Source organism: Variovorax sp. GW823-FHT04F07 (assembly GCF_058795995.1).
In genome coordinates, this window is record NZ_JBXAIG010000004.1 from 236,433 (window position 1) to 257,136 (window position 20,704).

The 20,704-nt window shown below is 69.4% G+C and carries 20 protein-coding genes; 9 read left to right on the plus strand and 11 right to left on the minus strand.

Features of this window, described 5'->3' with window-relative positions; genetic code table 11:
• Positions 1–12 precede the first annotated feature (12 nt).
• Genes otnI through AC1RAA_RS20190 form a run of 3 tightly spaced genes read left to right on the plus strand, consistent with a single transcriptional unit; the run spans position 13 to position 2,500 of the window.
• Entirely contained in the window at positions 13–831 is an 819-nt protein-coding gene (gene otnI / locus AC1RAA_RS20180) for a 2-oxo-tetronate isomerase (RefSeq protein WP_492730260.1), read from the plus strand.
• A complete protein-coding gene (locus AC1RAA_RS20185; protein ID WP_492730262.1) occupies positions 828–2,036 on the plus strand; it encodes an amidohydrolase family protein in 1,209 nt (402 codons plus the stop codon). The genes otnI and AC1RAA_RS20185 overlap by 4 nt, the downstream gene beginning before the upstream one ends.
• Entirely contained in the window at positions 2,033–2,500 is a 468-nt protein-coding gene (locus tag AC1RAA_RS20190; RefSeq protein WP_062479653.1) for a RidA family protein, read from the plus strand. The genes AC1RAA_RS20185 and AC1RAA_RS20190 overlap by 4 nt, the downstream gene beginning before the upstream one ends.
• Here AC1RAA_RS20190 and AC1RAA_RS20195 read toward each other — a convergent pair.
• From AC1RAA_RS20195 to AC1RAA_RS20235, 9 genes are all read right to left on the minus strand, one after another.
• Entirely contained in the window at positions 2,493–3,143 is a 651-nt protein-coding gene (locus AC1RAA_RS20195; RefSeq protein ID WP_492730263.1) for a TetR family transcriptional regulator C-terminal domain-containing protein, read from the minus strand. The genes AC1RAA_RS20190 and AC1RAA_RS20195 overlap by 8 nt on opposite strands.
• Positions 3,140–4,102, minus strand: coding sequence for a PDR/VanB family oxidoreductase (locus AC1RAA_RS20200; protein ID WP_492730265.1), 963 nt, complete (start codon positions 4,100–4,102; stop codon positions 3,140–3,142). The genes AC1RAA_RS20195 and AC1RAA_RS20200 overlap by 4 nt, the downstream gene beginning before the upstream one ends.
• A gap of 21 nt (positions 4,103–4,123) precedes the next feature.
• A complete protein-coding gene (locus tag AC1RAA_RS20205; RefSeq protein WP_062479647.1) occupies positions 4,124–4,717 on the minus strand; it encodes an NAD(P)H-dependent oxidoreductase in 594 nt (197 codons plus the stop codon).
• 405 nt (positions 4,718–5,122) lie between these two features.
• Positions 5,123–6,151 (minus strand): ABC transporter substrate-binding protein, encoded by a 1,029-nt coding sequence (locus AC1RAA_RS20210; RefSeq protein ID WP_095950475.1) that lies wholly within the window; start codon positions 6,149–6,151, stop codon positions 5,123–5,125.
• A 59-nt stretch (positions 6,152–6,210) separates the two neighbouring features.
• Positions 6,211–7,608 (minus strand): FAD-binding oxidoreductase, encoded by a 1,398-nt coding sequence (locus tag AC1RAA_RS20215; RefSeq protein WP_492730267.1) that lies wholly within the window; start codon positions 7,606–7,608, stop codon positions 6,211–6,213.
• The gene (locus AC1RAA_RS20220; RefSeq protein WP_216360118.1) at positions 7,580–8,464 is read right to left on the minus strand and encodes an ABC transporter permease; all 885 of its coding nucleotides are present in this window, start codon (positions 8,462–8,464) and stop codon (positions 7,580–7,582) included. Before AC1RAA_RS20220 ends, AC1RAA_RS20215 begins: the two co-directional genes overlap by 29 nt.
• Positions 8,442–9,251 (minus strand): ABC transporter ATP-binding protein, encoded by an 810-nt coding sequence (locus tag AC1RAA_RS20225; RefSeq protein ID WP_492730270.1) that lies wholly within the window; start codon positions 9,249–9,251, stop codon positions 8,442–8,444. The genes AC1RAA_RS20220 and AC1RAA_RS20225 overlap by 23 nt, the downstream gene beginning before the upstream one ends.
• A gap of 14 nt (positions 9,252–9,265) precedes the next feature.
• A complete protein-coding gene (locus tag AC1RAA_RS20230) occupies positions 9,266–10,087 on the minus strand; it encodes a creatininase family protein (protein WP_307582202.1) in 822 nt (273 codons plus the stop codon).
• Positions 10,088–10,257: 170 nt separating this feature from the next.
• Positions 10,258–12,876, minus strand: coding sequence for an autotransporter family protein (locus AC1RAA_RS20235; RefSeq protein WP_492730272.1), 2,619 nt, complete (start codon positions 12,874–12,876; stop codon positions 10,258–10,260).
• A 201-nt stretch (positions 12,877–13,077) separates the two neighbouring features.
• On the opposite strand from AC1RAA_RS20235, the gene AC1RAA_RS20240 reads away from it, so the two are divergent.
• From AC1RAA_RS20240 to AC1RAA_RS20265, 6 genes are read left to right on the plus strand one after another with little or no spacing between them, the layout of a single operon-like run.
• Positions 13,078–13,593, plus strand: a complete 516-nt coding sequence (locus AC1RAA_RS20240) for a hypothetical protein (protein ID WP_062479635.1) — start codon at positions 13,078–13,080, stop codon at positions 13,591–13,593.
• A 57-nt stretch (positions 13,594–13,650) separates the two neighbouring features.
• Complete coding sequence (locus AC1RAA_RS20245; RefSeq protein ID WP_492730274.1) at positions 13,651–14,820, plus strand: c-type cytochrome; 1,170 nt, start codon at positions 13,651–13,653, stop codon at positions 14,818–14,820.
• Positions 14,817–16,604, plus strand: coding sequence for a cytochrome c oxidase subunit I (locus tag AC1RAA_RS20250; protein ID WP_492730276.1), 1,788 nt, complete (start codon positions 14,817–14,819; stop codon positions 16,602–16,604). Before AC1RAA_RS20245 ends, AC1RAA_RS20250 begins: the two co-directional genes overlap by 4 nt.
• Positions 16,601–17,218, plus strand: coding sequence for a cytochrome c oxidase subunit 3 family protein (locus AC1RAA_RS20255; RefSeq protein ID WP_307582194.1), 618 nt, complete (start codon positions 16,601–16,603; stop codon positions 17,216–17,218). The genes AC1RAA_RS20250 and AC1RAA_RS20255 overlap by 4 nt, the downstream gene beginning before the upstream one ends.
• Positions 17,219–17,229: 11 nt before the next feature.
• Positions 17,230–17,922 (plus strand): heme-copper oxidase subunit III family protein, encoded by a 693-nt coding sequence (locus AC1RAA_RS20260; protein ID WP_070063243.1) that lies wholly within the window; start codon positions 17,230–17,232, stop codon positions 17,920–17,922.
• An 11-nt stretch (positions 17,923–17,933) separates the two neighbouring features.
• Positions 17,934–18,257, plus strand: coding sequence for a cytochrome C oxidase subunit IV family protein (locus AC1RAA_RS20265; RefSeq protein WP_062479625.1), 324 nt, complete (start codon positions 17,934–17,936; stop codon positions 18,255–18,257).
• Between the two features lie 9 nt (positions 18,258–18,266).
• Here AC1RAA_RS20265 and AC1RAA_RS20270 read toward each other — a convergent pair whose 3' ends face one another.
• Together AC1RAA_RS20270 and AC1RAA_RS20275 are read right to left on the minus strand one after the other, a co-directional pair.
• A complete protein-coding gene (locus AC1RAA_RS20270; protein WP_095950483.1) occupies positions 18,267–19,892 on the minus strand; it encodes an MFS transporter in 1,626 nt (541 codons plus the stop codon).
• Between the two features lie 30 nt (positions 19,893–19,922).
• Positions 19,923–20,693, minus strand: coding sequence for an amino acid ABC transporter permease (locus AC1RAA_RS20275; RefSeq protein WP_492730279.1), 771 nt, complete (start codon positions 20,691–20,693; stop codon positions 19,923–19,925).
• Positions 20,694–20,704: the final 11 nt, after the last annotated feature.

Below are 20,704 nucleotides of genomic sequence, written 5' to 3' on the forward strand. Positions count from 1 at the left end.
TACAAACACCCCATGCCCCAATTCGCCGCCAACCTCTCGATGCTCTACCCGGAGCTCGCTTTTCTCGACCGCTTCGACGCCGCCGCGAAGGACGGCTTCCAGGCTGTCGAGTACCTCTTTCCCTACGACTTCTCGAAAGAGGAAATCGTCGCCCGCCTGAAGCACAACGGCCTGCAGCAGGTGCTGTTCAACGGACCGCCCGGCGACTGGGCCGGCGGCGAGCGCGGCCTGGCCTGCCTGCCGGGGCGCGAGGGCGAGTTCCGCGAAGGCATTGCCAAGGCCATCGACTACGCCGTGGCGCTCGACTGCCCGCGCATCCACGTGATGGCCGGCCTCGTGCCTGACAACCTCGCACGCGAGACGGCAGAGGCCGTCTATGTCGGGAACCTGCGCTGGGCCGCGGCCGAGGCCGCGAAGGCCGGGCGCGACGTGCTGATCGAGCCGATCAACACGCGCGACATTCCGCGCTTCTTCCTCAACCGGCAGGACCATGCGCACCAGATCGTCGAGACCGTGGGCGCCGCCAACCTCAAGGTGCAGATGGACCTGTACCACTGCCAGATCGTCGAAGGCGACGTGGCGATGAAGCTGCGCCAGTACCTGCCCACCGGCCGCGTCGGCCACCTGCAGATCGCCGGCGTGCCCGAGCGCCACGAGCCCGATGTGGGCGAGCAGAACTACGACTACCTCTTCGGCGTGATCGACGAGGTGTCGGCGCAGTGCGGCTGGCAAGGCTGGGTCGGTTGCGAGTACCGCCCGCGCCGCGGCATGGAGCCCGGCGGCACCTCGGCCGGCCTGGGCTGGCTGCGCGACTGGCGCCAGCGCGCATGACGACCACGACGCTCGAAGCGCTGCGCATTCCGGCGCCGCTGCGGGGCTTCGCGGCAGCGGGCGATGCGCAGGTCTTCGACGTCACGATCGAGGGCGACAAGGTCGCGGCCATCGCGCCCAGTGCCTCGCAGACGCAAGCGCGCGGCACGCTGCTGAGCGCGCTCGTCGAGGCGCACGCGCACATCGACAAGAACTTCACCGTGCAGGACGTCGGCGCCGCGCAGGGCGACCTGTTCACCGCCATCGAACGCATGGGCCGCCACCGCGCGAGCTGGACCGGCGCCTCGCTGCGCCTGCGCATGGAGCGCGCGCTGCACGAGGCCTGGCGCGCCGGCACGCGCGCGCTGCGCACGCACCTCGATTGGGTCGAGCCCGAACCGCCGGCCGCGCTGGCCGTGTTCGAGGCGCTGCGCGCAGAGTGGGCGGGCCGCATCGAGCTGCAGTTCGTCGCGCTCGTGCCGCTCGACGTGTTCGCCGACCTCGCCGCCGGCGAGCGCATCGCGCGCGACGTGAAGCGCGCGGGCGGCGCGCTGGGCGCTTTCATCTACCGCAACGACGGCCTCTTCGCCAAGCTGGGCCGCGTGTTCGACCTCGCGCAACAGCACGGGCTGGGGCTCGACTTCCACGTCGACGAAGGCCTGGACACCGACGCCAGCGGCCTGCGCAGCATCGCGCAGCTGGTGCGCGCGCGCGACTTCAAGGGCCGCGTGGTCTGCGGCCACGCCTGCTCGCTCTCGGTGCAGGACGACGCCGTGGCGGCCGAGACGCTCACCTTGTGCGCCGGCGCCGGGCTGCACCTCGTCGCGCTGCCGACCACCAACCTCTACCTGCAGGGCGCGTGGGACCGCACGCCCGTGGCGCGCGGCATCACGCGCATCCGCGAGGCCGCGGCACACGGCCTGCGCGCCAGCCTGGCCACCGACAACGTGCAGGACGCCTTCTATCCCTACGGCAGCTACGACCTGCTCGAGACCTTCGGCCTGGGCGTGCAGATGGCGCACCTCGCGCCTGCTGCCGACTGGCTCGACACCATCACCGTGAACCCCGCCAAGGCGCTGGGCCTCGCGTGGGACGGCCGCATCGCGCCGGGCTGCCCGGCCGACCTGGTGGTGCTGGCCGCCACCGACGAACACGAACTCATCGGCCCGCGCGGACGGCAACGCACCGTCTACCGCGCAGGCCGGGCACTGGAGAACACACCATGAGCATGGGCAAGCCGATGGCCAACTATGCCGCCGCCAAGCGCGTCGGCGATTTCGTCTTCATGAGCGGCGTGGTCGCCGTCGACCCGGCCACGCGCCGCGCGGTGGCCGGCTACGACGCCATCCCGGAAGAAGCCCGCACCGCGCTGCAGGGCGTGGGCTATGCCACGGGCCAGATGTCGGTCGACATCTTCGAGGCGCCCATCGTGGCGCAGAGCTGGTTCGTGCTGGAGCGCATCCGCCAGATCGCGGCCGAGCACGGCGGCACCATGGAAGACGTGGTGAAGCTGGTGCAGTACTTCCGCCACCTGCCGCACTACGCCTTCTACAACCGCGTGCGCGGCCTGTTCTATCCGGGCGAGCCGCCGGTGAGCACGGTGGTCGAGGTGTCGCGCTTCCTGCCGGGCGACGAGGTGCTGGTGGAAGTCGAAGCCACCATGTACCTGCCGCAGCGCGCGGCTACTTGACGCCCGCGCCCTTGAGCAGGAACTCCGTCACCTGCTCGATGAGGTAGCGGCGGTCCTTGTCCTCGCCCTGCTGCGCCGTGTTGCGGTAGTAGGCGGCCTGCGTGGCGTGGTCGGCGTAGAACTGCGTCACGGCCCAGATGTGGAACAGCACCAGCATCGGGTCAGCTTTGTCCATCAGGCCCTGGTTCATCCAGTTCTGGATCACGGCGGCGGCCTGGTCGGTGCGCTGCTTGCTCGTGTCCATCATGCTGTTGATGACGGGCGCGCCGCGCATCATCTCGGCGGTGAAGATGCGCGAACGCAGCGGATGCTCGAACGAGAACATCATCTTGCGCTGGATCAGGTCGCCCAGCACCTTGCGCGGGCCGAAGGCCTCGTCGCTGAAGCCGAACACCACGATCCAGTCGGTGAGGATGTCCTGCAGCACCTGGCGGTACAGCGCCTCCTTGCTCTCGATGTAGTAGTGCAGCTGCGCCTTCGACAGGCCGGCCTTGTCGGCGATGGCCTGCGTCGAGGCGCCGGCCAGCCCATCGCTGGCGAACACCTCGATGGCGGCCTGGTTGATGAGGCCCAGCACCTGCGTGTACTTGCGCGAACGCCCGCGCGTGGCGGGTGCTTCGCTGTCGGTGTCCGTCACGCTCACAGCTGCAGCACCAGGTCGGGGCCCTTGGCGCGCGAGCAGCACAGTGCCACCTTGGTGCGCCGCTCGGTGCCCGTGAGGCAGAAGTCGCGGTGCTCGGCGCCGTCGCCGTCGCCCTCGACCACGCAGGTGCCGCACAGGCCCTGCTGGCACGACACGGGGATGTCGATGCCGACTTCGTGCAAGGCATCGACCGCGGTCTGGTCGGCCGCCACCGGCACCTCGATGCCGCGCCGCGCCAGCTTCAGCGTGAAGGGCAGGCCGGTGGTGGCGGCGGCCGTGCCGGTGGGCGCGGCGAAGTACTCGGTGTGCAGCGCGTCTTCGGGCCAGTGCGCGGCGGCCTCGCGCACCGCCTGCATGAAGCCGCCGGGGCCGCACACGTACAGGTGCGTGTCGGGCGTGCGCTCGGCCAGCAGCGCGCGCAGGTCGATGCGTTGCGTCGCGTCGCCCTGGTCGAGGTGCAGCTTCAGGTGCGGTGCCAGCGCGGGCGCATGCAGCGCCTCGGCGAAGGCCAGGTGCTCCTCGCTGCGCGCGAACACGCACAGCGTGAAGTCGGCGCCGCGCGCGGCCAGCGCCTGCGCCATGGCCAGCAGCGGCGTCATGCCGATGCCGCCGGCCAGCAGCAGGTGGCGCCGGGCCTCGGCGCGCAGCGGGAAGGTGTTGCGCGGCGCACTGATCGCAATCAGGTCGCCCTCGCGCACGCGCTCGTGCATTGAGGCCGAGCCGCCGCGGCTGGCGTGTTCGCGCTTCACGCCGATCACGTAGCCGCCGGTGCCCGAGGGCGCGCGCGCCAGCGAGTACTGGCGCGAGAAGCCGCCGGGCATGTGCACGTCGATGTGCGCGCCGGCCTCGTAGCCGGGCAGTGCGCGGCCCCACGGGTGCGTCAGCTCGAAGGCCAGGATTTCCGGCGTCTGCCGCGAGATGCGTTCGACACGGACGGTCAGCGTGCGTTCGAGGCTCATGGTGTGTGTCTCCCTGCGTGTCTACTGGATGTTGTGCAGCGTGCGCGCCACGCGCGCGATGAAATGGGTGCGGTCGCGGTCGGTGACGGCGTTCATGTCGTGCAACTGCAGCCACGTCACCTTGCAGCGCCACGCGAACAGTGCCCGCAGCGCGCGCGTGAACAGCCGCCGCCCCGGGTCGCCGATGGCCATCACGAACCAGCGCGGCGAACCGCCCGTGGTCACCACCGTCAACCGGCGGATGTGCCGCATGCCCGACTTGGCGAGTTGTCCCTTGCGCTCGGCGGGCAGGAAAGCCACGCCCGGCAGCCACACGCGCTCGAGCCAGCCCTTGAGCATGGACGGCGGTCCATGGAACCAGGTGGGGTAGACGAACACCAGGTGCTCGGCCCACAGCAGCGCTTCGACGTGGGGTTTCACGCGCTCGCGGATCAGTTCGGGGTTGTCGAGGTAGGCGATGCGCTCTTCGCGTGTCAGCGTCGGGTCGAAGCCCTCGGCGTACAGGTCGATGGCCTTGACGGGGTGTCGCGGCGTGAGGGCCTCGAGGGCGGTGCGGTACAGCGCGTGGTTGAAGCTGTCAGGGTTCGGATGGCAGTGGACGACGAGCGTTTTCATGGTTCGGGCCGGTTCGCACAGGATCTGTTTTCACTCAAGCGCCCTCGCGCTGGCCCCGCCATGCGGTGGATGCGCGAAGGGCGGCGCAGGCCATGGTCATCCATGGTCAAGCCGGCCGACAAAGCAGACGCCGTATGGCGGGGCCAGCCCGGAGGGAAGCCCTGTTGCGCGGCGCATTGCGGCGTTGCCCTTCGCTTGTGTAGCGGTGCTACACGGCGCTCAGGGCGCCTTGCACTGCACCGCGCAACAGGGCTTCGCGAGGGCGCTTGAGTGAAAACAGATCCTTTCGGCGAGACGGGGTCAGAGCCCAGGGATAAAAGGCCGCGCGTGCCTTATGGCAACCCAGGCGCCGGCATCTGACCCCGGCGCAAGCCCCGCGCGACCCACGGGAAAAAACGAAGCGAATTACTTGCCGGTGAGCTTCTTGCGGATGTCGACGCCGACGCCCTTGTTGACGAACTGCGTGGTCGCGACCTTCGACAGGTCGATCTCGCCCGGCTTGTACAGGCCGGCCTTGACCATCTTCTCGTAGAAGTCCTTCACGCGCGCCTCGTCCATGGCGCCGATGCCCTTGGTGAGCGAGTCGCCGCTGTCGATGATGCCCATCTTCTTGATGAGGTCGATGGAGCCCTGCAGCGCGGCCGGCGTGGCGTCGGGGTTGGTCTTGGCGATGAGCTCGTTGGCGGCCTTGTTGTCGCCGTACAGGTAGTTGTTCCAGCCGACGATCGAGGCCTCGATGAACTTGCGCACCGTCTCGGGCTTGGTCTTGATGAGGTCGGCGCGGGTCTCGATGGTGGTGGCGTAGGTCGAGAAGCCGTGGTCGGCCAAGAGGTGCACCACCGGGTCGAAGCCGGCCTGCGCCTTGATCGACAGCGGCTCCGAGATGGCGTAGCCCTGCTGAATGGATTTCTTGTCGGCCAGGAACGGGCCCACGTTGAAGGTGTAGGGCTTGAGCTGCGCGTCCTTGAAGCCGTGCTCCGACTTCATCCACTGCCAGAAGCTGAACTGGCCGTCCTTGCCGATGAAGGCCACGGGCGCCTTGGTCATGTCCTTGAAGGTGTCGTAGCCCTGGCCCGGGTGGGCGAACATGGCCTGCGGGTCTTTCTGGAAGATGGCCGCGACCACCACGGTGGGCACGCCGTTCTTCACGTTGTCGAAGGACTGCAGCAGGTTGCCGGTCATGAGGAAGTCGACCTTGCCGGCCGGCAGCATGGGCCGGTTGTTGACCATCGGGCCGCCCTGCATGATTTCCACGTCCAGGCCGTACTTCTTGTAGGTGCCGTCCACCAGCGCCTGGTAGAAGCCGCCGTGGCCGGCCTGCGCCTTCCAGTTGGTGGCGAACACCACTTTGTCCTGGGCCTGTGCGGCGAAGGCGGCGCCTGCGAGGGCCAGGCCGAAGGCCAGCGGCCGAAGAGAGAAAGCGGGGATGCGCATGGGGACGGACTCCTGTGGAGGTTGGGGTGGGGACGGGATGGGAAGACTAAATGTTTTTCTCAGCGCTCGACGGCCATGTCGGGCGTCCAGCCGCGCGTCTTGCCGGGGTTCATCAGGCCCATCGGGTCGCTGCGCTTCTTGAACTCGATCTGCTGCGTGTCGATGGTCTTCATGCCGCCGTCCTCGATGGTGAAGACGTGCGGGTTGAAGATCTGCGCGCCGCCTTCCGACTCGATCTCGCGCATCACCTCGTACTGGTGGGCCTCGCCCTTCCAGCGCACGAGCAGGATGCCGAAGGTGCCGCACTGGCCGTTGGCGCGCGCGAAGTCCTGGTGCTGCAGCACGTCGTCGCCGAAGACCTGCATGTGGCGCTCGACCACGGCCGGGTCGAAGGGCTGGGCGTAGGCCACCTGCAGGTAGGTCCAGCTGCGGTCGGCCTTCAGCGCCTGCAGCGTCGTGTGGTTGAAGGCGCACTCGTAGGCCGGCGGCAGGCCCTCGGCCTGCAGTTCGGCCTCGGTGCCGGCCACCGACAGGGTGCCGCCGTGCGCCGCCGCGAGCGCGCGGAACTCGGCCATCGAATCGGGCGAGACCATGGTGAACACCGCGTGCCGGTCGGGCGGAAAGCGGTCGCCCATGGCCGTGTAGTAGGGCGAGAAGCGCGCCTCCACGCTCGACAGCAGGAAGATGTCCAGCGAGGGCGCCTGCGCGGCGATGCCGAAGTCGAGCGCGCCGCGGTAGGTGTCGAACAGCGCCGTGCAGTGCACCCAGTCGACCGCCGGGCTCAGCGCCACTTCCACGTCGAGGATCACGCCGTTGGTGCCGTAGGCATGGTGCACCTGCTGGATCTCGTCGCCCACCAGCTCGATGACGCGCGGCTCGCGCTCCACCGTCATCACGCGCGCGCGCAGCAGGTTGCCGGGGTCGCGCAGGATGCCGTGGCGAAACGAGCCGATGCCGCCGAAGCCGCCCGCGATGAAGCCGCCGATGCTGGCCACGTGCCAGGTCGAGGGCCACATGCGCAGCGCCTGCCCGGTCTCGCGCGCGGCCAGGTCGATGTCGTGCATGCGCGCACCGGCCTCGACGCGGATGCGGCCGTCGGCCAGGTCGAGCACGCGACACATCTGCGTCACGTCGAGCACGAGCCCGCCTTCGAGCGGCACGCACTGGCCGTAGTTGCCGGTGCCGCCCGCGCGCACGGTGAGCGGCAGCTTCCACTTCGCGGCCACGGCCGCGGCCTGGCGCACGTCGTCCTCGGTGCTGACCTTGACCACGAGGTCGGCCACGCAGCCCGCGAGCTGCGCCGTGAGGATCGGGCTGTACCAGTAGAAGTCCTTCGACAGCTGCTTGCGCTGGCTGGGCGTGGCGATCACGTTCAGGCCGTGCAGGTCCTCGCGCACGGCGTCCCAGTCGACGGTGGACAGCGGGGTTCTAGCGTTCACGGCGCATTTCGCTTTCATGCCAGTGGCCGAGCACGAGGCGCGACAGGGCGGCGAACACGATGAAGATCACGATGCCCAGCAAGGACACCAGCAGCAGCGCCGCGAACATCATCGGGATCTCGGTGCGGAAGCTCGATTCGAGGATGCGCGAGGCCAGCCCCGTTTCCTTGCCCGCCGTGCCGGCCGTGAACTCGGCCACCACCGCGCCGATCAGGCTCAGGCCGCCGGCGATCTTCAGGCCCGCCATGAAGTACGGCAGCGCGCTGGGCGCCAGCAGGTAGCGGAAGGTCTGCCAGGGCGAGGCCTTGTACAGCTGGAACAGGTCGCGCAGGTTGCTGTCGGCGCTCTTCAGGCCGATGACGGTGTTCGACAGGATGGGGAAGAAGGCCACGATCCACGCGCACAGCAACAGCGCCGCGGTGGTGCTCGACACGTAGATCAGGATCAGCGGCGCGATCGCGATGATCGGCGTCACCTGCAGGATCACGGCGATCGGGAACAGGCCGATCTCCACCCACTTGAACAGCGCGAAGGCAATCGCCAGCAGCACGCCGCCGACGATGGCGGCGCCCAGCGCCAGCAGCGTGAGCTTCACCGTGAACCACAGCGCGCCCGAGAGCGAACCCCAGTTGTCGAACAGCGTGCGCAGGATGAGCGAGGGCGCCGGCAGGATGTAGTGCGGGATGTCGTTGGCACGCACCATCCACTCCCACACCAGCAGCAGCGCCGCGACGATGACGACCGGCACGACGATGCGCAGCGTGGCCTCGCGCCGGCGCAGCTTGTCTTCGTGCGCACGCAGCGTCTCGGCGGACGGCGTGGCTTCGTTGGTGTCGAGGGGCATCACGGTTTCAATGGTCGATGTCGAGGCCATGGAGCGCTCCGTGCAGAGATTGCGAAACAGCCGTGCAGTGCGCGTTGTAGCGGCTGGAGGTGCGGAAGGCTTCTCCGCGCGGGTAGGGCTCGTCGATGGCGATCTCGTCGATCACGCGGCCCGGGCGCGCCGCCATCACGACGATGCGGTTCGACAGGTAGACCGATTCGTACACGCTGTGCGTGACGAACACGATCGAGAAGCGGTGCTCGCGCCAGATGGCCAGCAGGTCGTTGTTGAGCTTGATGCGCGTCATTTCGTCGAGCGCGGCAAAGGGCTCGTCCATCAGCAGCAGGCGCGGGTGCGTGACCAGCGCGCGCGCGATCGACACGCGCATCTTCATGCCGCCCGAGAGCTCGCGCGGGTACACGTCGGCAAAGCGCGAGAGGCCGACCAGCTCCAGCACGTGCTGCACCACCGGCGCGGCTTCGTCGCGGCTCATGCCCGCCAGCTTGAGCGGCAGCCAGACGTTGTCGAACACCTTGGTCCAGGGCATGAGCGTGGGCTCCTGGAACACGAAGCCCAGGTCGCGGTCGCTCTTGCTGTCCTTGGCGCTGCCGGTGTTGGCGCCCGACCATTGCATGTCGCCCGAGCTGATGCGCGTGAGCCCGGCAATCAGCCGCAGCGCGGTGCTCTTGCCGCAGCCCGAGGGGCCCAGGAAGCTGACGAAGTCGTGCTCGCCGATGTCGAGTGTCATGCCCTGCAGGGCGAGCGTGCCGTTGCCAAAGCGCTTGCCGACGTTGCGCAGGCGGACCAGGGGCGGCGTGGATGGCGTGGTGCTTTCCATGGGACTCCTTGGCGTCAGCGCCAGGCCGGAACGTTGGCCAGGCGCGAGAGCGGGAAGCGGTCGATCTCGTGCAGCAGTTCGACGAAGCGTTGGCCCACGTGGTCGAGCACCGCGGCGCCCTTCTCGGCGCTGGCGCGGGTGGCGTCGCCGGCGGCGCCGGCCGGGTTGATGTCGTGCATCTGCCAGCCGAGCTTGCCGCTGGGCGTGATCGACAGGAACTTGTTCTCGGCCGCCATCTGTTCGGTCAGGGAGCCGAAATTCTGGAACTGGTCGCGGCGCACGTAGTCGGGCGTGAGGTGCAGCATCACCGAGCTCTCGAGATCGCCGGCATGGATACCGTGCTTGCCTTCGTGCGCGGTGAACAGGCCCTCGGGCAGGCCCAGCGTGTACCAGTTGGCGGCCACGACCATCATGTCGTGCTCTTCGCGCAGGTCGCGCGCCACGATGTCCATGACGCTCATCTGGCCGCCGTGGCTGTTGTAGAGCACCAGCTTGCGCACGCCGGCCTTGGCCACGCAGGCGCCGACGTCCTTCCACAGCGAGATCAGCGTGTTCGCCGACACCGTGAGCGTGCCCGGGTAGCGCGAGTGCTCGTTGCTCTTGCCGTAGGGCACGGTGGGCAGGAACAGCACCGGCAGGTCGTCGGGCAGGTAGGGCAGGCTGGCGCGCACCATGCCGTCGATGGTGGCGGTGTCGGTCGACATCGGCAGGTGGGGGCCGTGCTGTTCGGTCGCCCCCACCGGCAGCACGGCGATCAGCCGTTCGCGGTCGAGGCGGGAGAACTCTTCACTGGTCAGGTCGGACCAGAAGCGGCTGCGCAAGGGGGGGTGATTCATCGGGGTGTACCTCGTGGCGGGCGGACGGGATGATGGGCTAAATTATCCATACGGTCAAAAAAGACTGGCTATCCGTGGATACCCGTTGATATTTATCAAGCAAACCGCATGCCATCAAATTTACACGGACGGTCAAAAGTCGAGCCGTCCGGGCGCCCGGCGCCCCGGGGTCACCAGCGCATGCGCAGCCCCAGCTGGCCCTGCACGCCGGTCTGCTCGGTGATGCCGATGGCGCTGGTGTAGGCCAGGCCGCCGTAGACCGACAGCGTCTTGTTCACCTGCCCGACGATGCCGCCGCCCACTTCGAGGGCGCTCGCGTTGCGGCGGTTGGCGACCCGGTCGCTCGGCCCGAAGTAGATCGCGTTGCTGCCGCTGAAGGTGTGCCACAGGTTGAGCTTCAGGTAGGGCTTCCAGACGCCGCCGCCCGCCTCGAAGCGGCCTTCGAGCCGCGCGCCCAGCCGGCCGGTGACGGCGTTGTCGCGCTCGAAGCGCACGCGCGAGAGGCCGTCGTCGAAGTCGTCGAGCGAACTGCGCTGCCAGATGAGCTGCACCTGCGGCTGCAGCGTGACGGTGTCGCTCAGCGCCAGCGGGTAGCCGGCCTCGAGCGATGCGGTCACATTGGTGCCATGCGGGCGGCCGCCGCGCCCCAGGGTGGAGCGTGCGTCGGCCTTGTAGCGCGTGGCCAGCAGCACGGCGTCGCTGTACCAGCCGCTGCTCGCGATGCGGGTCCAGTAGGCACCCAGGCTGTAGCCCTCGACGGTGAGCCGGCCGGCTGCCTCGTTGGTGGCGCCGCCGGCGACGCCGCTCGCGTGGCCGCTGGCCCGCGTGTAGCCGCCCAGCACGCCGACGCGGTGGCGCCCGCCCGCGCCGTCGGTGGCCGCCAGGAAGTCGTGGCCCAGCTGCAGGCCGCTCACGCTGCCGTCGAACTGCGGGTTCGCATCGCCGCGCAGGCGCTGCCGCGTGCTTTCGCCGAACACGCGGCCCCACGAGGCCTGCCGGCCTTCACCGTCCGCGAGCAGTTGCGCATCGCCCTGCCGGTCGTGGAAGGTGCCCAGCTGCGCCAGCCCGAGGCGGCGCACGGCGATCGGCAGGGCGCTGTACAGCGGCACCTCGGGCCGGTAGAGCTTGACCTGCTCCACCGTCGCCGGCGCGCCGGTCTCGGCGATCACCTCGGCGGCTTCTTCCAGCGAGCCGACCACGGTGCCGCCCACGAGGTAGCCGTTGTTGCGCAGGTACCAGTTGTCGCGGTTGCTGCCTGTCGCGCCACCGCGGAACAGCCGGTAGTTGTAGGCACCGGCCTCCACCGCATGGGTCAGCGAGAACGCGTGGTCGGCCGTGGTGCCGCCGTTGACGGCCTGCACCACCAGGATGCCGTCGGCCAGCGTGGGCGCGCCCAGGCCGCCGCGGTTCACAACGCGCAGGCCGGTGGACCCCGTGGCCGCGCCGCCGTCGATCACCAGCTTGTCCGAGGGCGCGTTGTCGCCCGCCAGCACGGTGTTGACCTGCAGCAGCGCGCCGCTGCCGCCCACGTAGTTGCCGCGCACCGTGAAGGCGCCGAAGCCGACGCCGTCGTTCGGGCCGGGCAGCAGCGTGCCCTGGTTGGTGACGTTGCCCGCGAAGGTGCCGGTGCCAGCCACGGTGGTGCCGGGCAACACCGCGATGACCGGGCTGGTCAGCGTGGCGGGCAGGGTGAAGCGGCCGGACTCGACGCGGATCGAATCCGAGAAGCTCGCGTCGGTCTGCCACGACCACGCGGTGCCGCGCATCGTCAGGTGCTGGAAGTTGCGGAAGGCGTTGTCGACCGTGCCGCTGCCTTCGAGAAAGGTGCTGGCCGTCTTGCCGACGCCGCCGTCGGCACCGCCCTTGATGACCGAGCCGGTCTGCAATATCAGCGTGCCGTTGCCGAGCGCGCCCATGTAGATCGCGTCGGTGCTGGCGGTGCCGCCGTGGCCTTCGATGGTGCCGGCGTTGACCAGCACGTCGTTGCCGTTCTGGCCGCGGTAGCCGTAGCCGTTGGCGCTCGAGAGCGTGGCGCCGGCCCGGTTCTCCACGCGCGAGAAGAAGGTGCCGCCCAGCGTGTTCGCATGCACCGCGTCGGCGCCGCCCGACGGCGAGTTGGCGCCCGTGGTGGCGATGCTGCCGGTGTTCACCAGCAGGTTGGCCACGAGGTTGCCGCCCTGCAGGTACACGCCCTTGGCCGAGCTGCCGATGGCCGAGATGCTGCCGTTGTTGATCACCGTGTTGCCCGGGCCCAGCAAAGAGATACCGTGCGAGCTGCCCCCCGTGGTGACGATGCTGCCGTTGTTGGTGATGCGCGTGCGCGTGCTGCTGTTCGACGTCACCAGGATGCCCGCGGTGCCGCTGCTCGTGGTGCTCAGCGTGCCGTTGTTGGTCAGCGTGTTGTCGTTGCCCGTGGCGACCATCGCCGCGCGCGCCGAGCCCGAGCCGCCCGACACCGTGATCGTGCCGTTGTTGGTGATCGTGCTGGCATCGCGCACCAACAGCGCCTGCGTGGCGTTGGTGGTCAGCGTGGCGCCGCTGTTCACGGTGATGGTGACGCCGGTGCTGCCCGGCGTGGCGATCACGCTGGGCGATACGGTCGTGGTGCCGTCGCAGACCACCGTGTCGCCGGTGACCGGCGTGGCGGTGGGGCCGCAGGCCGCGTGCGCGGCGCCGCCTGCGAGCCCTGCAAGGGCGGCCGCGAGCCAGGGAAGGGGGGATGCCGGATGACGGCGGGGAAAAGAAAACCGAGAAAAGTGGGAAAACCGGGGGCCTCGCTCCATGCGCATGTCGTCTGCTCCTTCTTGTTTTTCATGAGGCCGTGGGGGCCTGGAGCGGCGGATTATTCAGTGCAATCGCGCATCTGGGAACCGACGAACTTCCGTACTCACCGGGTCGGTCCCGATGGCGCGCCGACTTGAATGCGGCCCTTGTTGAGCCTATAACTCAAGCATGGTCTCTTGCTCGTCGCAAGACGGAAAGGAGGCGCCGTGAAAAGACGCATCTATTGGCTGTTGCCGGACCTGGCGAGTGCCAGGCAGGCGATGCACGATCTGCTGCAGGCGCGTGTCGACATCGCGCACCTGCATTTCGCCGCACGCGAAGGCCAGGACATGGCCGGGCTCCATGCGGCCAACGTCTGGCAGACCTCCGACCTCGTTCACGCCGCCAAGACCGGCTGGGTGCTCGGCACCGCCTGCGGCGTGGTCGTCGGGCTGCTGGCCGCGCTGCTGTTCCCCGTGTTCGGCGACGAGCCCGAATGGGCCGTGGCCGTGGGCCTAGCGCTGCTGGGCGGCGTGGTGGGCGCCTGGTCGGCCACCATGGTCGGCGTGTCGATCCCGAGCCCGCGGCTGGCGCGCTTCGAGAGCGCCATCGCGCAGGGCCAGGTCCTGTTGATGGTCGACCTGCCGCCGTCGCGCGTGCGCGAGGTCGAGGCGATGCTGGAGGCCACGCACCCCGAGGCCCGCTTCGAGGGCGAAGAGCCGCGGATCCCGGCGATCCGCTGAAGCCGCCGCGCATGCGACTCCCGGACCCCACGATGGCCACCCCAGGGAGCGCAGCACATGACCATCGCCGTCGTCCTGTTGCTCATCGTGGTGGCCTCGGTGGCGTTCCACGTCGTCAACCCGTGGTGGACGACGCCGCTGGCCTCCAACTGGCAGCGCATGGACGACACGCTGACCATCACGCTGCTCATCACGGGCCTGTTCTTCGTCGTCATCAACCTGTTCCTCGCCTACACCGTGGTGCGCTTTCGCCACCGCGAGGGGCGCCGCGTGGCGCCGCATGCGCCCGAGAGCCGCACGCTGGAGCGCTGGCTCATCGGCGGCACCACCGTCGGCATCATGGCGCTGCTGGCGCCCGGCCTCGTGGTGTACGCGAACTACGTGCGCACGCCGCATGACGCGCGCGTGCTGGAGGTGCTGGGCCAGCAATGGCAGTGGCGCTTTCGCCTGCCGGGCGCGGACGGCAAGCTGGGCGCGACCGATGCGCGCTTCGTCAGCGCCGCCAACCCCTTCGGGCTCGACCCGGCCGACGCGGCGGGGCTGGACGACCTGCTGGTCCCCGGCGACGAGGTGCACCTGCCGATCGGCCAGCCGGTGCTGGTGCTGATGCGCTCGCACGACGTGCTGCACGACTTCTTCGTGCCGCCCATCCGCGCCCGCATGAACATCGTGCCGGGGCAGGTGAGCCGCTTCTGGTTCACGCCGACCGTCGCGGGCCGCTACGAGGCACTGTGCGCGCAGCTGTGCGGCGTGGGCCATCCGAACATGCGCGGCTTCGTGGTGGTGGAGGACGCGGCGGCCTACGACGCCTGGCGCACGGCGCTGCCGACCTTCGGCGCGATGCAGCTGGCGCAGGCGGCCAAGGCGGCGCAGGCTGCCCAGGCACCGGCCGGCGGTGGCGCACGCGTCGACCAGGGCCGCGCGCTGGCCGACGCCAAGGGCTGCGTGGCCTGCCACACCATCGACGGCAGTACACGCGTGGGGCCGACCTGGAAGGGCCTGTACGGCAAGAACGAGTCGATGGCCGACGGCACCACGGCGCTGGTCGATGAGGCCTATCTGCGCAGCTTCATCCGCGACCCGCAGGCCCGGCACGTGAAGGGCTTCCCGCCGGTGATGCCGAAGATCGACCTGAGCGACGAGGAACTGGCCGCGCTGGTGGCCTACATCCAGAGTCTGGGCAGCCCGCCGGCGCAGGCTGCCACCGAACAGAAGGCCGCGCGATGACTTCTTCTGCGCTCACTCAAGACGACGAGCACGACGACGCCGGCCACCCGGCGCCGCAGGGCTTCCTGCGCCGCTACGTCTGGAGCCAGGACCACAAGGTGATCGCCGTGCAGTACGCCTGCACCGCCATCGCGGTGGGCGTGGTCGGGCTGGTGCTGTCCAACCTGATGCGGCTGCAGCTGGGCTTTCCCGGCCAGTTCGAGTTCATCAACGCCGAGCGCTACTACCAGTTCGTGACCATGCACGGGATGATCATGGTGATCTACCTGCTCACGGCGCTGTTCCTGGGCGGCTTCGGCAACTACCTGATCCCGCTCATGGTGGGGGCGCGCGACATGGTGTTCCCCTACCTCAACATGCTGAGCTTCTGGGTCTACCTGCTGTCGGTGGTGGTGCTGATGGCCAGCTTCTTCGTGGCGGGCGGCCCCACCGGCGCGGGCTGGACGCTGTACCCGCCGCAGTCGATCCTGCCCGGCACGCCGGGCCACGGCGGCGGCATCGTGCTGATGCTGGTGTCGCTGCTGATCTTCATCGTGGCCACCACCATGGGCGGCCTGAACTACGCGACCACCGTGCTGCAGGCGCGCTGCCGGGGCATGACGCTGCTGCGCATGCCGCTCACGGTGTGGGGCATCTTCGTGGCCACGGTGCTGGCGCTGCTGGGTTTTCCGGCGCTGTTCGTCAGCGGCGTGATGCTGCTGCTGGACCGCACGGTGGGCACCAGCTTCTTCATGCCGGCGCTGGTGTCGATGGGGCAGCTGTCGGGCCACAAGGGCGGCAGCCCGCTGCTGTTCCAGCACCTGTTCTGGTTCTTCGGCCACCCCGAGGTCTACATCGTGGCGCTGCCGGCCTTCGGCATCGTGTCGGACCTCATCAGCGTGCACGCGCGCAAGCGCATCTTCGGCTACCGCACGATGGTGTGGGCCATCGTGGCCATCGGCGGGCTCAGCGTGGTGGTGTGGGCGCACCACATGTTCGTGAGCGGCATGAACCCGTACTTCGGTTTCTTCTTCGCCACCACCACGCTCGTCATCGCGGTGCCCACGGCGATCAAGGTCTACAACTGGCTGCTCACGCTGTGGCGCGGCGACATCCACCTGTCGGTGCCGATGCTGTTCGCGCTGGCCTTCGTGTGCACCTTCGTGATCGGCGGGCTCACGGGCCTGTTCCTGGGCAACGTGAGCGTGGACATTCCGCTGTCGGGCACCTACTTCGTGGTGGCGCACTTCCACATGGTGATGGGCGTGGCGCCGCTGCTGGTGGTGTTCGGCGGCATCTACCACTGGTTCCCCAAGATCACCGGGCGCATGCTGGACGACCGGATCGGCCGGCTGCATTTCTGGATCACCTTCCTGGGCACCTACGCGATCTATTTCCCGATGCACTACCTGGGCGTGCTGGGCATGCCGCGGCGTTACTACAACTTCGACGGCTACAAGTTCATCCCGCCGTCGGCTTTCAGCCTGAACGAATTCATCACCGTGGTCGCGCTGGTGGTCGGCGTGGCGCAGCTGCTCTTCATCGTCAACCTGGCCTGGAGCGCCTGGCGCGGCCGGCCGGCCGGCGCCAACCCGTGGCGCGCCGCCTCGCTCGAATGGCAGACGCCCGAGACGCCGCCCGGCCACGGCAACTGGGGGCCGCGGCTGCCCGTGGCCTACCGCTGGGCCTACGCCTACGGCGTGCCGGGCGCGGCGGAAGACTTCATCGCGCAGAACGCACCGCCGCAGGCGAGCGACGACAAGGACGACGTGCCGGTGAGCGGCGCGCGCGGAGCACCGGCATGAACGCGGACGCCGCCCTGCGCCTGCGCGGCCTGCCCCGCGACGTGCGGCTGCGCGACGCGCACGCGAGCGCGGCGGGCATCGGCCTGTGGGTCTTCATGGGCGTGGTCACCGCGCTGTTCTCCCTGTTCACCGTCGCCTACGTGATGCGCATGAGCAGCGGCGATGCGGTCGCGCTCGCGCTGCCGTGGCAGCTGTGGCTCAGCTCGGCGCTGCTGGTGGCGGGCAGCGTGGCGCTGGAAGCCGCTTCGCGCCGCGTGGACCCGGCGCGCATGCGTCGCCTGCTGCTGGCCGGCGGCCTGTGCGCGGTGGGCTTTCTCGGCGTGCAGCTGTGGGCCTGGGCCGCGATGGCGCACGCGCAGGTGCTGCCGGCCGGCAACCCGTCGGGCAGCTTCTTCTACCTGCTGACCGCCATGCACGGGCTGCACCTGGCGGGCGGCCTGGTGGGGTGGGCGATGGCGGCGCGCGTCGCCTGGGCCGACCCCGCCCGGGCCGGATGGCGCATCGCGCTGTGCGCGCGCTACTGGCACTTCATGCTGGCCGTGTGGCTGGCGTTGTTCGCGCTGCTGGGGTGGGTGACGCCGGAGGTGGCGCGCGTCCTCTGCGGCACGGCGTGAGGAGGCTTCGCATGAACTCCAGCACCGCAACCCTCACTGGCTCCGCCGTCGCCACGAGCGGCTGGCGCGGCTTGGTGGCCGACTGGTCGTCCGACCGCCAGGCCTTCCACGTCTCGTGGGGCAAGGCCATGATGTGGATCTTCCTGCTGAGCGACATCTTCATCTTCAGCTGCTTCCTCACGGGCTACATGACGGTGCGCGTCTCGACCACCGTGGCCTGGCCGAATCCGAGCGAGGTGTTCGCGCTGCACGTGGGCGGGGCCGACGTGCCGCTTTTGCTGATCGCGATCATGACCTTCGTGCTCATCAGCAGCAGCGGCACGATGGCGATGGCGGTCAACTTCGCCTACCGCGGCGACCGCGTGAACGCCGCTACGCTGATGCTCGTGACCGCCACCTTCGGCGAACTCTTCGTGGGCATGCAGGCCTTCGAGTGGTCCAAGCTGATCCTCGAGGAGGGCGTGCGGCCCTGGGGCAACCCGATGGGCGCGGCGCAGTTCGGCGCGGCCTTCTTCATGATCACCGGCTTCCACGGGCTGCACGTGTCGGCCGGCGTGGTGCTGCTGTTCGCGGTGGCCTTCAAGCTCATTCGCGGCGACTACGACAAGGCCGGCAACTACCAGGTGGTCGAGATCGTGGGCCTGTACTGGCACTTCGTCGACCTGGTGTGGGTCTTCATCTTCGCGCTGTTCTATCTCTGGTGAGGACCATCATCATGAACACCACCCACGCCACCACTGGCCAGCAGCACCCGATCGGCCTGTACCTGAAGATCTGGGGGCTCCTGTTCGTGCTCAGCGCGATGTCGTACATGGTCGACTACTTCCATGTGCAGAGCTACCTGCGCTGGGGCCTGATCATCGTCTTCATGCTGCTCAAGGCCGGGCTCATCGTCGCGGTCTTCATGCACATGGCGTGGGAGCGGATGGCGCTGGTCTACGCGATCCTGCTGCCGCCGCTGTGCCTTTTGGTGCTGGTCGGGCTGATGGCGGCGGAGGCCGACCACACCTTCCTCGCGCGGCTGGCGTTCTTCCGCTGACGGCCCTGCTCAGCGCCGCACCACGAAGCGCGTGATCACCGGCGGCGACTCGCCCAGGTGGAAGGCCAGCCGGCGCTCGCGCAGCGCCATGTCGGCGGCGGTGGCGCGGTTGAAGCGGCGCAGGTGGTCGGTCCACGACTCGTCCACGATCTGCTCCACGTAGCGCTCGGGCTGCGCGATGTCGTGCAGCAGCTCCCAGCCGATGGCGCCCTGGCCCAGGCGCGCGCGCCGGGTCTGCTGCATCACGAGGTGGAAGGCCGCGGCGCGCGACGGGTCGATCAGGTACTCGACCGTGATCACCACGCGGCCGTCTTCCTGCGGCGCCTCGGCCGGCGGGCCGGTGGCCCAGCCGGCTTGGGCGGGGCGCACGTCGTCTTCGCCGCTCACGTCGGTCACCCAGCGCATGGCCGCCAGCATCAGCAGCGTGCCGCTCACGGCGGCGATGGCCAGGCTCAGCTTCAGCGACGTGACGGTGGCCACCTGGCCCCACAGCGCCGCGCCGATCGCGCTCGCGCCCATGATCGCCATCTGGTAGGTCGACATGCCGCGCGCGCGCACCCAGTCGGGCAGCGCCAGCTGGGCCGACACCGACAGCGAGTTGGCCACCGTGATCCACGCCATGCCGCCGAAGAACATCGCCGGCACCGCGACCCAGGCGTTGGGCGCCACGGCCATCACCGCCGTGGCGGCCGACTGCAGCATGGCGCCGCGCAGCACCAGCTGGTCGCGCCCGAGCGCCTGGCGCAGCCGCGGCAGGAAGAGCACCGCGATGATCGCGCCCGTGCCCATGGCGGCCAGCAGCAGCGTGAAGGTGCCGGCGCCGCCGCCCTGGAGGTTGCGTGCCAGCAGCGGCAGCAGCGCCAGCAGCGCCGTCGAGTGGAAGAAGAACAGCGACACGCGCGTGAGCACCGCCCGCATGCGCTGCGACTGGCGCACGAACTGCACGCCCACGCGCATCGCGCTGATGAGCTTCTCGCGGCCCAGCGGGTTGGGCGTGTGCTCGCGGCGCCAGCGCAGCACCACGAAGCCCGAGGCCACCGACAGCACCGCGTTGAGCGCGAACACCCACACGCTGCCTGCGCTCGCGATCAGCATGCCGGCCGTGAGCGGACCGACGATGCGCGAGGCGTTCATGGCGATGCCGTTCAGGCCCAGGGCCGCCGGCAGTTGTTGGCGCGGAACGAGCTCGGGCACGATGGCCGAGAACACCGGCCAGCGCAGCGCCAGCCCGATGCCGTTGGCGAAGGTGAGCGCCAGCAGGAGCGGCGCGGTCATCACGTCGAGCGCGATGGCGGCGCACAGCACCACGGCGGTGCCGGCCAGCCAGAACTGCGTGGCCACCAGCCAGCGCCGGCGATCGAGGATGTCGGCCAGCGCGCCGCTGGGCAGGCCGAGCAGGAACACCGGCAGGGTGGAGGCCGACTGCACCAGCGCGACCCAGATCGGCGAGGTGGTCAGCGAGGTCATCATCCACGCCGCCGCCACGTCGTTCATCCACATGCAGATGTTGGCGATGAGCCAGGTGCTCCACAGCATGCGGAACACGGGGAGCTTCAGGGGCTCGAGCGCCGCGAGGTTCGAGGGCTGCGGCCGGGCCGGCGGGAGGGGTGTCTCTTCGGGGGATATGGGCGGCATGTCGCGCTATTGTGGCGCGAGGCGGCGCGCCTAGCCCCGGTCGCTGCGCGCGAGACGGTGTTCCAGGCGGCGCAGCAAGGTCGTCAGAACCAGCGTCATCACCCAGTACACCACCGAGATCGCCAGGTACGGCTCCCAGTAGCGCGCATAGGCGCCGGCCACGGTGCGCGCGGCGTAGGCCAGCTCGGCCAGGCCGATGGCCGACACCAGCGAGGTGTCCTTGAGCAGCGCGATCGCGTTGTTGCCCAGCGGCGGCAGCATGCGGCGAAAGGCCTGCGGCAGCACCACGTAGCGCATCACCTGCGCGGGGCTCAGGCCCAGCGAGCGGCCGGCGTCGAACTGCCCGCGCGAGATCGACTGGATGCCGGCGCGGAACACTTCGGAGATGTAGGCCGCCGAGTTCAGCGTGAGCGCAACCACGCCGGAGATGAGCGCGCCGTGCTCCTGCTTGAGGGTGCGCGCGAGTTCGCCGTCGATGAGCAGGCCCGTGCTCGGGTGGATGAACACCGGCATCACCGCGAAGTGGATGAGCAGGATCTGCACGAACAGCGGCGTGCCGCGGAAGAAGCTCACGTACACCGTGGCGGGCCAGCGCAGCAGCAGGCGCGTGACCCAGGTCCACGGTGCATGGCGCGCCTGCGCCAGCCGCGCCAGCGCCAGGCACAGGCCCCAGCTGGCGCCCAGCAGTACGCAGACCACGGTCATGCGCAGCGTCATCCAGGCGCCCTGCCAGAACAGGTCCTTGTATTCCACGAGGATGTCCCAGCGGAACCATCCGAAAAGCAGCACTGGTTGTTCCATGCTTGCGTCCT

What these genes read in the sequence shown, in the direction of transcription:
- AC1RAA_RS20275 (WP_492730279.1), bottom strand. Translation starts at nt 20,693, where the DNA reads ATGGAACAACCAGTGCTGCTTTTCGGATGGTTCCGCTGGGACATCCTC.
- AC1RAA_RS20250 (WP_492730276.1), top strand. Translation starts at nt 14,817, where the DNA reads ATGACTTCTTCTGCGCTCACTCAAGACGACGAGCACGACGACGCCGGC.
- AC1RAA_RS20260 (WP_070063243.1), top strand. Translation starts at nt 17,230, where the DNA reads ATGAACTCCAGCACCGCAACCCTCACTGGCTCCGCCGTCGCCACGAGC.
- AC1RAA_RS20215 (WP_492730267.1), bottom strand. Translation starts at nt 7,608, where the DNA reads ATGAAAGCGAAATGCGCCGTGAACGCTAGAACCCCGCTGTCCACCGTC.
- AC1RAA_RS20220 (WP_216360118.1), bottom strand. Translation starts at nt 8,464, where the DNA reads ATGGCCTCGACATCGACCATTGAAACCGTGATGCCCCTCGACACCAAC.
- AC1RAA_RS20230 (WP_307582202.1), bottom strand. Translation starts at nt 10,087, where the DNA reads ATGAATCACCCCCCCTTGCGCAGCCGCTTCTGGTCCGACCTGACCAGT.
- AC1RAA_RS20190 (WP_062479653.1), top strand. Translation starts at nt 2,033, where the DNA reads ATGAGCATGGGCAAGCCGATGGCCAACTATGCCGCCGCCAAGCGCGTC.
- AC1RAA_RS20255 (WP_307582194.1), top strand. Translation starts at nt 16,601, where the DNA reads ATGAACGCGGACGCCGCCCTGCGCCTGCGCGGCCTGCCCCGCGACGTG.
- AC1RAA_RS20225 (WP_492730270.1), bottom strand. Translation starts at nt 9,251, where the DNA reads ATGGAAAGCACCACGCCATCCACGCCGCCCCTGGTCCGCCTGCGCAAC.
- AC1RAA_RS20245 (WP_492730274.1), top strand. Translation starts at nt 13,651, where the DNA reads ATGACCATCGCCGTCGTCCTGTTGCTCATCGTGGTGGCCTCGGTGGCG.
- AC1RAA_RS20265 (WP_062479625.1), top strand. Translation starts at nt 17,934, where the DNA reads ATGAACACCACCCACGCCACCACTGGCCAGCAGCACCCGATCGGCCTG.
- otnI (WP_492730260.1), top strand. Translation starts at nt 13, where the DNA reads ATGCCCCAATTCGCCGCCAACCTCTCGATGCTCTACCCGGAGCTCGCT.
- AC1RAA_RS20210 (WP_095950475.1), bottom strand. Translation starts at nt 6,151, where the DNA reads ATGCGCATCCCCGCTTTCTCTCTTCGGCCGCTGGCCTTCGGCCTGGCC.
- AC1RAA_RS20205 (WP_062479647.1), bottom strand. Translation starts at nt 4,717, where the DNA reads ATGAAAACGCTCGTCGTCCACTGCCATCCGAACCCTGACAGCTTCAAC.
- AC1RAA_RS20200 (WP_492730265.1), bottom strand. Translation starts at nt 4,102, where the DNA reads ATGAGCCTCGAACGCACGCTGACCGTCCGTGTCGAACGCATCTCGCGG.
- AC1RAA_RS20270 (WP_095950483.1), bottom strand. Translation starts at nt 19,892, where the DNA reads ATGCCGCCCATATCCCCCGAAGAGACACCCCTCCCGCCGGCCCGGCCG.
- AC1RAA_RS20235 (WP_492730272.1), bottom strand. Translation starts at nt 12,876, where the DNA reads ATGCGCATGGAGCGAGGCCCCCGGTTTTCCCACTTTTCTCGGTTTTCT.
- AC1RAA_RS20185 (WP_492730262.1), top strand. Translation starts at nt 828, where the DNA reads ATGACGACCACGACGCTCGAAGCGCTGCGCATTCCGGCGCCGCTGCGG.